The sequence below is a fragment of the Pseudomonas gingeri genome (assembly GCF_013385635.1).
GTDB lineage: Bacteria > Pseudomonadota > Gammaproteobacteria > Pseudomonadales > Pseudomonadaceae > Aquipseudomonas > Aquipseudomonas gingeri_A.
Window position 1 is genome coordinate 20,216 of record NZ_JACAPR010000020.1, and the last position, 16,121, is coordinate 36,336.

At 56.2% G+C, this 16,121-nt stretch carries 14 protein-coding genes; 6 read left to right on the forward strand and 8 right to left on the reverse strand.

Going from position 1 to position 16,121, the window contains the following annotated elements:
- Positions 1–31 precede the first annotated feature (31 nt).
- The 4 genes from HX851_RS44970 to HX851_RS44985 form a co-directional block, all read right to left on the reverse strand.
- On the reverse strand, positions 32–649 hold the full coding sequence (locus HX851_RS44970) for a hypothetical protein (RefSeq protein ID WP_256262852.1): 618 nt from the start codon (positions 647–649) through the stop codon (positions 32–34).
- A 163-nt stretch (positions 650–812) separates the two neighbouring features.
- A complete protein-coding gene (locus tag HX851_RS44975; RefSeq protein ID WP_177066090.1) occupies positions 813–1,307 on the reverse strand; it encodes a DUF1640 domain-containing protein in 495 nt (164 codons plus the stop codon).
- Positions 1,308–1,679: 372 nt separating this feature from the next.
- Positions 1,680–2,174: a RadC family protein gene (gene radC / locus HX851_RS44980; RefSeq protein ID WP_042935502.1), complete on the reverse strand. Its 495-nt coding sequence runs from the start codon at positions 2,172–2,174 to the stop codon at positions 1,680–1,682.
- A gap of 106 nt (positions 2,175–2,280) precedes the next feature.
- Positions 2,281–2,931, reverse strand: coding sequence for a DUF3577 domain-containing protein (locus HX851_RS44985; RefSeq protein WP_177066091.1), 651 nt, complete (start codon positions 2,929–2,931; stop codon positions 2,281–2,283).
- 496 nt (positions 2,932–3,427) lie between these two features.
- On the opposite strand from HX851_RS44985, the gene mobH reads away from it, so the two are divergent.
- Positions 3,428–5,362, forward strand: a complete 1,935-nt coding sequence (gene mobH, locus HX851_RS44990; RefSeq protein WP_177066092.1) for a MobH family relaxase — start codon at positions 3,428–3,430, stop codon at positions 5,360–5,362.
- Positions 5,363–5,509: 147 nt separating this feature from the next.
- Here the strand turns inward: mobH and HX851_RS44995 are convergent, their stop codons facing one another.
- The gene (locus HX851_RS44995; RefSeq protein WP_256262853.1) at positions 5,510–5,983 is read right to left on the reverse strand and encodes a hypothetical protein; all 474 of its coding nucleotides are present in this window, start codon (positions 5,981–5,983) and stop codon (positions 5,510–5,512) included.
- A gap of 904 nt (positions 5,984–6,887) precedes the next feature.
- Between HX851_RS44995 and HX851_RS45000 the strand changes: the two genes are divergently transcribed.
- Complete coding sequence (locus tag HX851_RS45000; protein ID WP_256262854.1) at positions 6,888–7,754, forward strand: hypothetical protein; 867 nt, start codon at positions 6,888–6,890, stop codon at positions 7,752–7,754.
- Between the two features lie 393 nt (positions 7,755–8,147).
- On the opposite strand, the gene HX851_RS45005 is transcribed toward HX851_RS45000, so the two are convergent.
- On the reverse strand, positions 8,148–9,917 hold the full coding sequence (locus HX851_RS45005; RefSeq protein ID WP_177066087.1) for a hypothetical protein: 1,770 nt from the start codon (positions 9,915–9,917) through the stop codon (positions 8,148–8,150).
- Positions 9,918–10,548: 631 nt separating this feature from the next.
- On the opposite strand from HX851_RS45005, the gene HX851_RS45010 reads away from it, so the two are divergent.
- The 3 genes from HX851_RS45010 (at position 10,549) to HX851_RS45020 (ending at position 12,040) form a co-directional block, all read left to right on the forward strand.
- Positions 10,549–11,139, forward strand: coding sequence for a hypothetical protein (locus HX851_RS45010; protein ID WP_218171795.1), 591 nt, complete (start codon positions 10,549–10,551; stop codon positions 11,137–11,139).
- A 123-nt stretch (positions 11,140–11,262) separates the two neighbouring features.
- Positions 11,263–11,772: a transporter suffix domain-containing protein gene (locus HX851_RS45015; RefSeq protein ID WP_017126657.1), complete on the forward strand. Its 510-nt coding sequence runs from the start codon at positions 11,263–11,265 to the stop codon at positions 11,770–11,772.
- 106 nt (positions 11,773–11,878) lie between these two features.
- On the forward strand, positions 11,879–12,040 hold the full coding sequence (locus HX851_RS45020; protein ID WP_017126656.1) for a DUF2986 domain-containing protein: 162 nt from the start codon (positions 11,879–11,881) through the stop codon (positions 12,038–12,040).
- Between the two features lie 58 nt (positions 12,041–12,098).
- Here the strand turns inward: HX851_RS45020 and HX851_RS45025 are convergent, their stop codons facing one another.
- Both HX851_RS45025 and HX851_RS45030 read right to left on the reverse strand, forming a co-directional pair.
- Positions 12,099–13,493, reverse strand: coding sequence for a sensor histidine kinase (locus HX851_RS45025; RefSeq protein WP_177066085.1), 1,395 nt, complete (start codon positions 13,491–13,493; stop codon positions 12,099–12,101).
- The gene (locus HX851_RS45030; RefSeq protein WP_017126654.1) at positions 13,471–14,154 is read right to left on the reverse strand and encodes a response regulator transcription factor; all 684 of its coding nucleotides are present in this window, start codon (positions 14,152–14,154) and stop codon (positions 13,471–13,473) included. Before HX851_RS45030 ends, HX851_RS45025 begins: the two co-directional genes overlap by 23 nt.
- Before the next feature lie 322 nt (positions 14,155–14,476).
- Between HX851_RS45030 and HX851_RS45035 the strand changes: the two genes are divergently transcribed.
- Positions 14,477–16,096, forward strand: a complete 1,620-nt coding sequence (locus HX851_RS45035) for a glucan biosynthesis protein D (protein ID WP_177066083.1) — start codon at positions 14,477–14,479, stop codon at positions 16,094–16,096.
- The last annotated feature ends 25 nt before the right edge of the window (positions 16,097–16,121 follow it).

Below are 16,121 nucleotides of genomic sequence, written 5' to 3' on the forward strand. Positions count from 1 at the left end.
AGCCTCAGCTAGGCTGGGGTAGGGTGGTGAATCAGTCCTCCGAGGACAGGATCAGCGTGGTAAAACTTCTGTCCGCTTCGGTGATGATCTGTAGCCTGTTTTCCTCTCCGGCCTTCACCTCGTACGCTGAGAACAAGCGCGTGCCATGTAACAGCGCCTGCTCGTTGGCCTGCTTGTCTTCATCGCCCAGGTCCCCCCAATCACCGATAAGGTGACGGCGCAGGTAGGCCGATATATCCAGCAGACCTTGCTCCTTCAGCGCATCCACGCCTCGGGTTGTCAGGATATGGCCAGGAGCGAAGAACAATCCTGGCACACGTTGTTCAGGCACATAGACCTCATGCCTGAGCATGATTTGCAGCCCCTGGAGTTGCCCTTGCATACGCACGACGGCAAGGCGCAGTTCCAGTCGATTTCCATCAAGAACATCACACTCAACTCCGAAGTCATAGAACGCCGGGATTTCGTCCGAGGTGCACTGACAAATCGCCTCGTAGGCTGCTTGGATTGCATCACACCGACGTATAAACATCAGCACTCGAGCCAAAGGCCCCTGGATGTAAATGGTTTCAAACCAGGCGCTTTCACTGAAAACGATAGGCAGTTTGAGTAGCTGTGCCTGTTGCTCAGTAGGCGTTTCGATCTTCATGTGTCTCTCCAGAAAAACCCAAAACGGAGAGACACGTCGCCCGCACGGGGAGTGTTCCCCGCATGGGCAAAATAGGTGGTACATCAGCGCATGGGCAGTGCCCGTGCGTTACTGCTGGTAGGCTACAGGCAGGAGCCTGTCAGCCGAGGGTTGAAGCGTGCCGTCAGAACTTGAAGGTGTTGGCAAGGAAGTTGAGGAGCTCTCTGCCTACCGGTATGGCCAGACAGAGAATGATGATGCCAAACTGCCAATTGGCGAGTTTGTATCTCGACTCCAGGCTTAAATGTGATTCCCGAAGATCGCTGCCTTGCTTCTCCATGGATATTCGAAGGTCGTTACCTTGTCTTTCCATCGCAAGGCGAAGGTCATTTCCCTGTTTTTCCAGCGCCAGGCGAAAATCACTGCCTTGCTTTTCAATCAAGGCGCTTTGTTTCTCGATCGCCAAGCGGAATTCGTAACCCTGCTCCTTGATCGAGGAGTGAAGCTCTTCCCTGAGCTCTGAAATTGACCTGTTCAGTCGTGCCTCTGTTTCCGAGAGGTCGGACTTTGATGCCAGTGTTTGCACTTCAGCCTCCCAAGCTTCAACAACAGCTTTTGCGTCGTCTCGACTTACATTGGCGGATTGTAGAACATCGAAAAATACAGCCGATGGATTCATAGTTTCTCCTGCTGTCAGCGTGCGACAACGAGCACCCACCTGACGGTGAGTGACCGTCGTCGGTGGGGCCAAGCACTGTGTCGACGATTGAGCTCGACGACCGTTCGCACGTGCGATTGCTTGGCAAACTTGGGGTGATCAGTGCGCCCGAAGCGCACCGTAGCCTTGAAGATCCTGGCTACCTGGGTGACGCTCCTAACGACATCAATCCATGCCTGATAGTCGACTCAAAACCACGGAGTCGAACAGTCAGACATTGCTTAGGATGCTGTAGGCCTAAGCTTGGTTTATGACCTGCCACTGATCGTGCCTTTCGACCTCTTCAGTGGCGCGTGTCACTTGAAAAGCGCCCGGTGGACGCTTTTATCGGGCTTACAGCATGCCTCGTTCAGCCATGGATAACGGAGAACCGGCGGCTACGATGATGTGGTCCAGCAACCTCATTTCCATCAGCTCGAGGGCGTTCTTCAGGTGCCGAGTCAGCCTGCGATCATCTTCGCTTGGCAGCGCACATCCCGAAGGATGGTTATGCGCCACGATCAGGGCCGAGGCATTGTGTGCCAGGGCTCGCTTGATGATCTGCCGGGGGTGAACCCGTACATCGTTGATACAGCCATGAAACAACACCTCAAACTTCAGGATCTGGTGCTTGTTGTCCAGAAAGACCACGGCGAAAACCTCATGGTCCACCGCAGCCAGCTTCATCTTGAGATAGCTGCCGACCTGCAACGGGTTAAGCAACGAACCCTCGCGTGTGAACAACCGGCGATCCAGGATCTGCATCGCCCGCTCAATCACCCGATCTTCCTCGGCACACGACATCGCCTCAGGTGCTACGCCATCGGCCACAGTGATAGAAATACCCATGTACTGACCTCCGTCCAACATCAAGGAGGCATACCTTTCCCGAGGGAAACGTATTCCCCCGCGGGTAAAAGAAGGCGCCGGTGAGGGCGCCTTGAAAGCGTGAAGGTCAGGCCACGTGCTGTGTGCCTGTCAGGTGTTCCGATTGCTTCGACGATGCCAATACCTCTGGCGCCTCAATAGCCCCCGGATGCTCACTGCCCCCAACCTCATCAGCGTCTGCCGGTGGGATCGAGTCAGCCCTTGCAACGGTGGCCTCAGGAACACCCGGTGTACCAGAAGCCTGCGCCGCGTCAGGAGAGTCAATGGCTTCAGCCTCAGCAGCAGGTGCCGATGGTGCCGAATCAGCGTCTTCTTCCTTGGGTGGCGCGGTGTAGATCACGTCGCCGTTGATCATCACCATCAGCACAGACAGCAGGTTGGCCCGAAGACTCGCTCCTGGCTGACCTTGCTTCTCGCCCTGCTGATGGATGAAGGGCACGACCCAGATGCCACTCAGAATGAACCGTACCAGGACGGTTTCGCCTGAGTTGATGGCATGGGCGCACTTTTTGACGATTTCTTTTGCAGCGGTACCGATCACTCGGCAGTCAAAGTAGGTGTAGCTGCGATCATCCTCAGGACCATACAGCGCCCCCACTTTGACCAGCAGATACGGATCGCCTTTGGGAGGCGTAATCGTCCGTACATTGCTCAGATACCCCAAACCGTAAGTGTGCTGGTTGAAGTACTTCTTTTCTTCGCTATTGATCTCACTCATGTGCTTCTCCTTTTCAACATGGAAAGGGGGAAGCACCGACCCCGAGGGGAAAGTAACTTCCCCCAACGGGTGGTGCAGCATGCGTCCGCTCATCAGCAAGGCTGAGAAGTGACCGCATTACTGAACGCGACAGCGGCCTGGGTCGATCAACGCGAAGAACGCGCTGTAGCCTCCTAGATCATGACTACCCGGAAATGTCGCTGACAATGCCAGCAGAACACGCCTCCAGCATGGGAAAGCAATCCATGAAGGTCCAGTCCGCTTCTTCGATGGTGCGCGTAGGACAACTCACTTCATCACCAGGCTCTGGCAAAACCCTCACGCCTCAACCCCGTTTTCCCATGGAGGCAATCGGCCTGAAAAGGTCATAACGCAAAGGAGAAAAGGAAAGGGGAGTAAGGGAAGCAAAGCGAAGGGTAAAAGGCCTACCCGAAAAGGCCTCCCTGGAACCGAAAAGGAAAAGGACCGTATTTCCATGAGCACGGATGACACCTGAATGATTTGGCGCTGGCTGCTGAAAAAACCTTCCGTACCTCCCACCCCGAACAAGGGCGAACTCCCCGCCGAATACTTCCAGCCCCAGTCGGCGACCGAGCTGCTCTCCACCCCGCGCCGGGAAAAACTCCTGGGGCAGATCTGGCAGCGTACCTCCCTGTCACGCCAGCAATTCGAGGAACTCTATCGGGTCCCCATCGAGCGCTACGCCGAACTGGTCCAGCAATTGCCCGCCTCGGAAAACCATCATCATGCGTATCCCGGCGGCATGCTCGACCACGGCCTGGAGATCATGGTCTACGCCCTGAAGCTGCGACAGTCCCACCTGCTGCCGATAGGGGCCGGGGCTGAGGCCCAGGCTGCCCAAACGGAGGCCTGGACCGTGGCCATTGCCTACGCGGCCCTGTTGCACGACATCGGCAAGATCATCGTCGATGTCGAGGTGGAGCTGTCCAATGGCGCTCTATGGCACCCCTGGATGGGGCCACTCAACCGACCGTACCGATTCAGGTACGTCAAAGACCGCACCTACAAGCTCCACGGCGCTTCGGCGGGCCTGCTCTTCACCCAGATACTGCCTCACGCCACCCTCAACTGGCTGATCACCTACCGTGAGCCCTGGAGTGCCCTGACCTATGTCATGGCCGGGCAGTACGAACACGCCGGTCTTCTGGGGGAGCTGGTCATTCAGGCGGACCAGGCATCGATCGCCAAGGAGTTGGGTGGCAACCCGACCAAAGCCCTGGCCGCGCCCAAATCATCTCTGCAACGGCGGCTGATCGAAGGCCTGCGTTACCTGGTCTGCGAGCAACTGAAACTCAACCAGGCCCGTGCCTCGGACGGCTGGTTGACCGAGGACGCGCTGTGGCTCGTCAGCAAGACGGTGGCCGACAAACTCCGGGCTCATCTGCTGTCCCAGGGCGCGGAGGGCATTCCGTCTTCGAACCCCATCCTGTTCAACATCCTTCAAGACAACTCGATCATTCAGGTCAACCCCGAAGGCCAGGCGATCTGGACCGCCACCATTCAAAACGGCAAATGGAAAAAGACCCTGACCTTCCTCAAGGTGGCACCTGCACTGATCTGGGAAAAGGCCGAACGACCACCGGCCTTTGCGGGCTCAGTCACCGTCGAGGTGACCACCGAGAAGAGCGAGGAGGGCGAGCCTACCGGTCACGCCGAAACACCCCGGGACACCACCGCTGAGCTTTGTCCACCCGAGCTGCCTCCCAGCTGGGACACAACACCGGATTGGCCTCAACCCCATGCACAGGAGGAGATGGCATTCGAAACGCCGCCTCACTACATCACCGATGTCCCGGATCACGACGATCATGCTCCGCAATGGGCACAGAACGATACCCACCACGACACCGACAGCCACGCTGATCAGGTTCCGGCCTACGTGCCAGCCCCTTCAATGAGGCCCGCGGATGACGTCCTTGAGCCGCCGGCCAAGCTCGTTCCCGAGTCCGCCGTCCCCCCTGCGTTGCCGAAGAGGAAAACCACTCCAACCACTGCCCGATCCTCACCGTCCGATACGCCCGCTGACGCCCTGGGCAAGGCCTTCATCCAGTGGCTGCGCAAAGGCATCCTCACCAACAGGATCACGGTCAACAATGCGACCGCCAAGGTTCATAGCGTGGCCGGTACAGCCTTTCTGATCTCCCCAGGCATCTTTCAGTGCTACACCGACGAGCACCCCGAAGTCGCCCGGGCTGCAAAGCTGCAAGGCACCACTGATTGGCGCTGGCTACAACGCTGCTTCGAGAAACTGGGTGTACACCACAGGAGTGAAGCCGACGAGAACATATGGATCTGCGAGGTCCAGGGCCCACGCAAAACCCGGAACATCAAAGGCTATCTGCTCAAGGATCCTCTGCTGATCTTCAGTGAGGTGCCCTATGACAATCCCTACCTGCGAATGAAGGAGTGAGTACACGACACCTTCGCCAGAGGCACTCATCCAGTTTTAGGAGCTAAGTGTTCAGTTGCAGGAACGCTTCTGGCAGCGCCTGCTATCGGCCAAAAGCTGCCCGTGATGATCGGTAGCTTTTTACGAAAAAGGCCCGATCGAATCAAATCACTTTTTAACCGGTGTATCCCAGCATTCGGGATTAAGCGAGCATACGTTGTATTGCCGATCCATCAACGCCATGCGGTTGAGATGGGCATCAGTGGCGGCGTTCAGTGATTGCTCACTGGTGACCATGTAGCGCGCGGCTCTATCGCTCATGCGAGCACTCCATTGGCGCCGAATCTTTTCATCCAAGGCTTTTGGTGACGTGGCCATGGCTTGAAGTGTACCGTCGTCTACTCGGCTCAACTCGTCGCGGTAGGTTTCGATGTACTGGGCTCGTGCGGCGTCGTGCTGGTGATTTAGGTCGTACTGGAGCGCTTCCAAGTTTTGCTTGTAAAGGGTCCAGTAACCGTCAGGCAGCACGCCACCGTCTTTCTTTCGTAGCGCGGCAATACGCCCATCGTTGTCGGTATTGGCGCTGAGTACCGGCTTGAGCGACGAGATGATAACGGGGTCATTGCTGATAATCTGGTTCATCAACACAGTACGTAAACTAGTCTGAGGCAGACTCTGGCCCAGGGGCTCCACGTGGATCGGCTCCGCTGGTTTCAGGGAAACAGGTTGGCTCGCGCAACCTGTAACCAACAAGGCCAAAAAGAGGATCGACGAGAGTGGATGACGTAAAAACATAAGCTACCCATGAGCATGGTTGGTTAGGGAATCGAGCATAACACCCGCCAATCGATAGTGTCATTTTGACATCCCTCCAGCCCTGTCAACCTTCCTGTTACCGGAGTGCAAGCCCGACTCCACTTATACTGCCTGCCGCCGCAAGGTCAGGATGTCAGCTCGGGTCGGCATCTGCCCGTCATGATAGACGTCTGTCGGCCAGAAGCAGCCCCTCACCATCTCACGCTATTCGTCGACTATAGGGGGCCTCTCAACCTTCAGTCCAAGCAATTCACCAGCGCAAAGCCTGCGAAGGTCATAAGTGTGAGCCGGTGACGTGTTTGAATATCGGGTTCACGATGACACCAGTTGCACACTGCTAAGCACCTCGGGCATAACCACCTGAGAGCGCCGCATCTTATTTTTCCGGTGTAAAACTACGATGCTTGGAAGCCGGCCTGGTTTTTGGGGCGGGGCTAAGGGTGAAAAATTATGTACGCGCCCTAATGGCAAAGGCCGGCAGTTAGACGCCCAGAGCAGCGCGGCTCGTCGATAGAGGCTGATTGCGGCATTCCTGCCAGACTAATCTATGCAATGGGCGTTCATTCGTCGGCCTTCAATCACAGCCGGAGATAGCGAGACGGGTATTGCCTGGCATGAAATCTAGTTGATGCGTACAAAAAGGCGGGAGCGGTGGCTTTCTAATGTTAGTGCAGCTACGCTGTCGCATACCGTGGGCGAACCACCCTTCAATCGAAGATAGAGAGCTTTGATGTCCATTTTCATACCGCCGTGGATAAAGGTAGTCGTAGAAGGTGAATCCGGCGAGGTCAAGTACGCTCAATCACTATCTGATTTTTACCAAAAACCTTCGATCGACGTTCAGATTGCCACTTATGGCAGTACACTTTTGGATGTATTGATTGAAGAATCATATGTTTCTGAAAATCTTGTTCTGACTCATGTCTTAACTGGAAATCACCATGCCGATGCGACTCGACTTATTGGCAGTATAGCCGAATCATTAGTTGTAAATCTGTGCAACAAATACCCGCAGGTTAATCGCACCTTAGGTATGCATGCTCGCTACGGAGTGCGGCCTCATAAGAAACTGGATGACTACATTGCAGTTGCTACAGGATCGGCACGAACCAAAAACTTGTTCAAGCAGCACTACAACCCAAGTGACACTCAAAGGGACATTGTATGGGTTGAAAAAGACAACACAGAAAACCAACTTTTTTGTATTGGTTCTAGTAGCGTGTCAGGAAAGCCAGCAGGCTTGCAAGTGAAAGCAAGCCATGATGGAATTAACTATGTTCTACCCACAATACAGGACTATCACTATCCTATTCTCTATTTTGATTTAAGTGGAGATTGGGGGGTCGTCAATAAAGCAGTTATGACTGAGTATCCGGGCAGCTCACTTATTCATCCGGACGAAATTCAGCACGAGATCAAACATATTCTTAAAGGGTATTTTGACATCATAGTTTCATTATTTAGAGGAGAAACAACTATCGAAAGGATTATACGAGATGCCAGATATAACGGGGACTCTGTACTGGGTTCAGGGGTGGATGCTTCAGAAGTGACAAGTCAATCTAAGATCATTTTGCCACCTTATATTAGCCGATAAAAGCTAGTGTGCCTCGGGGAAGTACATGAGTGGTGTGCGATTCTAGTGATGCATAGAAAAGGGACACAAGGGCCTTCCGCGACGAGCCCTTTTATCAACGCTTAGCTTCGTTCGCCCTGAACACTTTGACCATGGCTTCTTATGGTTAACTGAACCCCTGCAATGGCTCGTTAGCAGCCGTTCACGACAGGCTGCTTCCGACCCATTGCAGCCCTTCACGCCGGGCGACAATCTGCCAGAAGCGGACGATCATAAAAGGCAGCTTTCGACCATCTCAGCGTTGGCATTGCTATCGCTGCGCGCGAAGCCGCTGCGCTAAACTGGCGAGCGGCTTCGCGGACGAGTGCCAGGCGAGCCGAGGGGAAGAATTAATCTTCCCAGCGTCCTTAACTGCTACTCGACTAGACCACCAGGCTCGCCGAACAAGTATTTTCCTGTATACCAAATCGACCGCCCAACGTTGTGAATTAGCTGCTCTCCTTGCCGTAAGGGCGAGTTATCTTCATTGACGCCCGCGAGCTTGATCGCATCTGTAACCTTCGAACCAGTAGGGTGCGCATCTCCCACTCGCATGTCATAAGCACCGGCAATTTCAGCAAACACTCGCTGGGCGCCGTCGGTTCCAATACTCTGAGCCAGGATACTTTGTAGCAATTTATTCGAGCCAAGCTTATCTTTCTCCGCGTGTGTAGAAAGCTTGCGTAATTCGCGCACGTTGAGTCTGTCCGAGAATACTCGAATAATATCTTTGGCCAATCTGAGTAGGGTTGGTCTATCCTTGCTCGAAAATCTAGATATTTGTTGTCCGGCCTCGGTGTCATTAATGTCATGGGTAAATAAGGATATATTGTATTTTTCCCGAAACCCATCCTCTAGAAGCCTCATGCTTCCAAAGAATAGTTCTTCAACCGCATGTGTAGATGCTGGTTTTGCCTTTACCTGCGATTCTAGCAACTCGCTTGAGACTTTCCCTTCTGGAGCAGTGTTATGTGCTGCCCAAACATGTTGTTCCCACGAGGCCAAGCGTGCGATGTCATTGGCGTAGACAGTAATCAGGTCAGCGCTATTGATCCCAAAGTGAGTTTTATACCCTGATGTGGACTGAATAGCCCCAGTTTCGCCAGTGTACCAGGTCAACTTAAAGCCGCGGTTATTCAGAAGCTCAGTGACAACGCTCGCCCGAAACCATAACCAACGACCGATGTCCTCGTTCCTAAGCGCCCGTGATGGCATTCGAGTTCCATCAGTTTCCACGATGAATTGAGGGAGGTTCTGATCGGTATCTCCACGAACGCGCTGGCTTTTTGATTGGTGGTCGACCCACTCCTCCCGCCAAAACTCACCCTCGACTCGAACGCCTGCATAGCCTCCACGTTGCCCATCGGAGCTTTCATGGCCTGTGTTCGTATCATTTTCAGGCCCCATCACCGGAGCGTCTTCATCCTCATCGACGTCCGTCCTCCAAGCACGAAACATCGCCCAGCTTCCCCCGAACACGTCATTGAGATCCCTAACGATTAGCTCGAACCTGCCGTTATCTCTTTCCTCGCTTCGTGTTTGCAAATTTGAATAATTGCTATTCTGCAAAGCGGCGACATTTTCTACTCTCTGTCGATAATACGATAGGCGAAGTGACAAATTTCTAGCTGCCAAATAATCAATTAGAAACTCTCTTTTTATCTCAATAAGACGATGTTCGCCGTTCGCGTCGAAGGTTTCGCGAGCTACTACTACGAAGTTTTCTTCAGGTCTAACCCAGTTATCACCTTCTTTGATGAGACGCAGCGCAACGATGAGATCCGGACTCAATATCCATTTATTGCCACCTATGACGGGTTGCGGCAGCACGTAAACCAAGTTAAAGCCGATCGGCTCTTTATCGTTATATTGATATTGATCGATTGACGCATAATATCCATCTTCGTACGCATACGGGGCGACCGTGTGCCCTATTCCTATGTCGCTCCAGCCAAGGCGCTCTTCTACAAAGACTCGATGTTCTGGAGGGAATGCAACCGAGCCACAACCGAAATACTCACTGACATGACCTATCTCTTTTAAATCTCCTTTCTTGTCTTCTACAGACGCTCTCAAAGGAACCCATGTCGCGTTACAAAATACTCTGCGAGTTTCTTTGGTTTGGAGAATCCACTCTTCATTCATGGTTGAACTTCCGTTATTCATAATAGCGTTTGGTAATAAAAGAGTGCCCTTCGCTTTGTTTAGCATTTTAGCTCGCGACTGGTTGGCATCGGTGCGCAGGCTACTCAGGATGCCAGGGCTGAGGATAGAGTAGCAACGCGCCTAGCCTTCGAGGGGCTAACAGTTGTATGGATCTGCTGGTGCTCAAACGGGGAAGGAACTGCGTTCAACGGAAGTCCGCTTTTGGCCGATTTCTGCCGGTTACGAGCGATAGAAAACAGCCAGATATCCCCCTGGTATGGCTATCGCGTGTCGGTCGTGCTGGGAGTCCAACCCTCGTAGAGGTTGCATCTTGAGCCAGCCGCGTGCGGCATACATCGAGGTGAAGTCGAGCGCCTGTGCATCCGCCGAGGTGGCGATGGCGTTCGTCGGGATAGAGACCGACACCGGAGACGCCGTACGTGCCGGCCACGCCAGGCGCTTCCTCATGGAGAGGCATGACGTCATGACTATCCAGGGCCGCACTCCTGATGGCTCGACCGCTTGAGCCCACAGTTCGAAGAAGCCTTATACTGGCGATCCGCAGCAAGACTTCATCGCGAATACGGCGAATGGAAAAGGACCTGCATTCACTGAGCAAGAGAACGCCCCCATGTTATCTGCACAACAAGCCTGCACTATCGTGCTCGCCCTATACGACGGCGTTCTCAGGGATGGAGAACCTGAGCGTTTTGTCATTCAGTCTTGTGAGCTGTCCGCGAATGGCGACTACTGGGTGGTTCGTAGCAATAGCGAAGATTGTGTCGTGCGCGGTATGACGGAATATTGCTACGTCGGCGTCGACGCCCACTTGGTCGACGTCATTAGCGGAGCGATTGAGACGGTCGCCAGTGGTGGCAGTGTTGAGGAATACCTGCAAGACCTGTATGACCTGCGTGCGGCGGCAGGTCATTTGTATGTGCTGACCCCAGCATTTTTCGTCGACGATAAACCCGCGATGATCAACTTGCGGCAAAAACTGGCGCGCACCTATCCGCAAACGCTGACTCTGCTTTCAGGAGAGCGCCGGCAATGGCTCACCGGTAGGCGCAGGCACCTTCAAGATGCACAGCGACTGCTGGCGGACCACGGGGTAGCGACAAATGTCGAACTGTTACCCGACGCGACTGGAGCGATATGCATAGGGGTCGAACATTGGCACATCGATGCCGTGCTCAAGGCCATTCGCAACAGACTGCTCTAAACGCCCGGTGTTCTCAATCGGCCTCGTCACTGCCTGACGAAGACAGCTTGGCATGCTATATCAACTGCTACGCTTTTCGGCGTGCCAACACGCTGCAGCAACCCATTACAAAGGTGCATCATCATGACGACCCAACCCCATTCGGCCGGCTGGCGTTTCAAGCTGGGTATCGTGATTCTTTGTCTCATGCTGGGATCGTGGCTGATGGTTCCACTGGTGGCTGCCTTGGGTATGCCGGGGTCAAGAATTGCCGCGCTGACGGGTATCCTGTTTATCAGTAACAAGGTCCTGCTGATCCTGGTTATCGCTGTCATGGGCAAGGCAGGGTTCCAGCAGTTGAAGCGCAGCGTGTTCGGCTACGTGACGTCACTGGCACCGAGCCTGGACACTGAAGTTGGCCCGGTGCGGCATCGCGTCGGTCTCGTCATGTTTTGCCTGCCGCTGATCGCGGCCCTTCTTGAACCCTACGTCGATATTATCTGGCCGGGGCTGCGGCCAAACCTCTGGCAGTTTCAGCTGTTGGGCGATCTCATGCTGATCGGCAGTTTTTTTGTGCTGGGGGGCAATTTCTGGGACAAGGTGCGAGCCTTGTTCATTCGCACCGCGCGAGTGGCCACTACCGAAGCGGCGTGACCTGCCTCCTGGCAAGCGTGGTCCATGGCGAGGCCGTGACCCAGAAAGTCTGGTTCAATATTTGAGTCTGGTATCATTCCAGCCTCTGCAAACCGAGTAGAAATACATGAATCGCCGTAAAAAAATAAAGCAGCTTCTGGATGCTCACGCCAAAAAGGCCAGTGCCAAGCTGGCACCGAAGAACAAGCCTAAATACATCAGCAAGGCTGATCGCTTGAAACTGGATGCCGAGTCCAGTCAGGACTCGATTATTTCCTCTGAAAGCTGATCCATGTATTTCAAGCGCCATCGCTCACTGAGCACTGATATCGCTGACCACGCAGAACTCAATCCACCGCAATCAAACTGTCCTTGCACTCCAGAATCAACCGCGCCCCGGCCCGGTCACTGGTACCGATCTCCAGGCTGAAGCCGTGCAGATTGATGATCGCCGCGACAATCGATAACCCGAGCCCAAAGCCGCTGTGCTGGCTACCGTCGTCGCAGCGATAGAAGCGCTGGAACACCGCGTCGCGCTCGGACGGCGGTATGCCGGGACCCGAGTCCATCACTTCGATCCGTGTGCTGCCGCCATCGTTGGCTGCCAGCAACACCACCTCACCGCCCGGTGGGGTGAATTTGATCGAGTTGCTGAGCAGGTTCGCCAGTGCCTCGAACAGCAGGGCGCGGTCGCCGGTGATAAACGGCAGCGCCTCCGGCAGGTCCAGGCGCATGCTGATTTCCGCCTCTTCGGCCAGTGGCAGGTAGAAGTCGTACAGCTCGCGTAGCAAAGGCAACGGGTCGAGCACGACAAAACCCGAGCGGCGTTGATGGTCTTCCAGCTCGGAAATCCGCAACAGTCCCTTGAAGCGGGCCATCAGGGTGTCGGTTTCGGCGATCACGCCGTCCAATTGCAGGGCCTCGGGCGAGTCTTCCGGGGCCTGTTGCTGGATGCGGTAGAGCTGGGCACGCAGGCGGGTGAGGGGCGTGCGCAGGTCGTGGGCGATGTTGTCGCAGACGCCCTTGACCTCGTTCATCAGCCGTTCGATACGGTCGAGCATGGCGTTGACGATGGCCGCCAGCATATCCAGTTCGTCCCGTCGGTTGGACAGCGGCAGGCGATGACCGAGGTCGCCGGCGACGATGGCCTCGGCGCTGGCCTGGATCGCCCGGATCCGGCGGATCGGTTGCCGCCTGAGCAGGTGCCAGCCGGCCACGCCGGGCAGGATGGTCAGCGACACCGCCCAGAACAGCGCGTGCAGGATGATCCGGGTCACGCCGAACAACGAGCCGTTGTCGCGCACCAGCAGCAACCAGCTGCCGTCATGGGTCTGGGTGGCGACGGCGTCGCAGCTGTCCTGGGGCAGGTTGGGGTCGTCGGAGTCGATGCAGTTGGCCAGTTCGTGGATGCGGCCGTCCATGATCAGGTCCGGCGGCATTTCCAGGATTGGCCCGCTGAGGTGCATTTTCTGCGCATTGAACAGGCCGTAGGCGTCCACGCCACGCATGTCGAAGGTCATGCTGGTGGTCAGGGCGTCCACCAGCTGCTGGCCCTGGAAGCGTGAGAACAGATGCTGGCGCTGCATCAGCGAATGCCGCGCCAGGGTGTTGAGGTAACCGGAAACCTCGTAATAGAGCACGCCCATCAGGCTGCAGCTCCAGGCCACGAACAGAAAACTGTACAGCGCCAGCATACGGCTGGTGGACGAGCGCCAGCCCTTAGAGGGGTTCGGCAATGACATAACCCGAGCCTCGCACGGTGCGGATCAGTGGCGCCAGGCCCGGACCGTCGATTTTCTTGCGCAGGCGACCGATATGCACGTCGATGAGGTTGGTGCCCGGGTCGAAATGATAACCCCAGACTTCCTCGAAGATCATCATCCGCGACAGGATCTGCCCGGTGTTGCGCATCAGGAATTCCAGCAGCTTGTACTCGGTGGGCAGCAGGCTCAGCAGTTGCTCGGCCCGGGAGGCTTCGCGGCTGATCAGGTTGAGTTCCAGGTCGGCGACCCGCAGCGAGGTTTCGAATTCCCGCGCCGGGCTCTTGCGCCGCAGCAGTACTTCCACCCGCGCGGCCATTTCGTCCGAGGCGAACGGCTTGGTCAGGTAGTCGTCGCCGCCGGCCCGCAGTCCGCGCACGCGCTCGTCGACATCGGACAGGGCACTGATCATCAGGATCGGCGTGGCGACGCCGATGGTCCGCAGGGTAGTGACGATGGCCAGGCCGTCGAGCTCCGGCAGCATGCGATCGAGGGTGATCAGGTCATAGTCGCCGCTCACGGCGCGCACCAGGCCCTCACGGCCATTGTCCACCCAATCCACTTCAAGCCCGTGGCTGCTCAGCTCGGCCACGATTTCCTTGGCGGTTACAGCATCATCTTCGATGGTCAGGATGCGGGTCATTGCAGTTGCCTCGTACGAACCTTCACAGCAGGTGTGGGATTTTGCCAAGAAAGAGGTGAAGACTTTCTGAATAAATCTTCATGTCGGTCCTGGCGGTCGCTAAGGGGGCGCCCCGAAATCGGATCAGGGCTAGAAACATCTAGCCACACCTTTGCTGAATGGAGGCTGTCGTCAAGTTTTGCAAAGCCATTGCGAACGTTCATCAGGATTTGGTATCTGTTTGTCGGTAGCCGCGTTTGCTCGCCGTCATGAGCGAATGCTTCTTTAGTCCGGTGCCGTGCAGCCGCCAGGCATCCGGAATGTCCCCAGTACAGGTCTCTTTATGCATCGCCGCAATCTCCTGAAAGCTTCCATGGCCCTGGCGGCCTATACCGGCCTGTCGGCCAGCGGTTTGTTCGCGGCCCGGGCGCTTGCCGCCACCGCGGACGGTGACATCGAACACTTTGATTTCGAGGCGTTGCAGACCCACGCGAAGAAACTCGCGAGCAATCCTTATGTCAGCACCCGGCAGGTGCTGCCGCCGACCCTGGCGAACATGACCCCGCAGCAGTTCAATGCCATCCAGTACGACGCGAAGCATTCGTTGTGGAACGAACTCAAGGGCCAGTTGGACGTGCAGTTCTTCCACGTCGGCATGGGTTTCAAGCAACCGGTGCGCATGTACAGCGTCGATGCCCAGACCCGCCAGGCGCGGGAGGTGCACTTCCGTCCGCCGCTGTTCAACTACGCCAACAGTGGTGTCGATCAGTCCCAGCTCAAGGGCGACCTGGGTTTCTCCGGCTTCAAGCTGTTCAAGGCCCCGGAGATCGACAAGCACGATATCCTCTCGTTTCTCGGCGCCAGCTATTTCCGCGCGGTGGACAAGACCGGCCAGTACGGCCTCTCGGCCCGCGGACTGGCCATTGACACCTATGCGCAGAAGCGCGAGGAGTTCCCGGACTTCACCAAGTTCTGGTTCGAGACGCCGGGCAAGGAAAGCACCCGCTTCGTGGTCTATGCCCTGCTCGATTCGCCGAGCGCCACCGGTGCCTATCGGTTTGATATCGATTGCCAGGCCGAACAGGTGGTGATGGCGGTCGATGCCCATGTCAACGCCCGGGTCGCCATCGAGCAACTGGGTATCGCGCCGATGACCAGCATGTTCAGTTGCGGCACCCACGAGCGGCGCATGTGCGACACCATCCATCCGCAGATCCACGATTCCGACCGCCTGGCGATGTGGCGAGGCAATGGCGAGTGGATCTGCCGACCGCTGAACAACCCGGCGAAACTGCAGTTCAATGCCTTTGCCGACAAGGACCCGAAGGGCTTTGGCCTGGTGCAGACCGACCATGAGTTCGCCAGCTATCAGGACACGGTCGACTGGTACAGCCGCCGGCCGAGCCTGTGGGTCGAGCCGACCACCCCCTGGGGCGAGGGCTCGGTGGACCTGCTGGAGATCCCGACCACGGGCGAGACCCTGGACAATATCGTTGCCTTCTGGACGCCGAAGCAGCCGGTCAAGGCCGGCGATTCGCTGAACTATGGCTACAAACTCTACTGGAGTGCCTTGCCACCAGTGGGCACGCCGCTGGCGCGGGTGCATGCGACCCGTTCGGGCATGGGCGGCTTTATCGAGGGCTGGGCGCCGGGCGAGCATTATCCTGAGGTCTGGGCGCGGCGCTTTGCCGTGGACTTCAACGGCGGTGGGCTGGAGCGCTTGCCGGAGGGCACGGGGATCGAGCCGGTGGTCACCACGTCCAATGGGCAGGTGAAGGATTTCAATGTCCTCAAGCTGGATGAGATCGGTGGGTATCGCGTGACGTTCGACTGGTACCCGACCAATGACAGCATCGATCCGGTGGAACTGCGGCTGTTTATCCGCACCCAGGACCGGACGTTGAGCGAGACCTGGTTGTATCAGTATTTCCCGCCGGCGCCGGATCAGCGGCGTTATCCCTGAAGGACGCCAGGCCTCCCTTGAACAA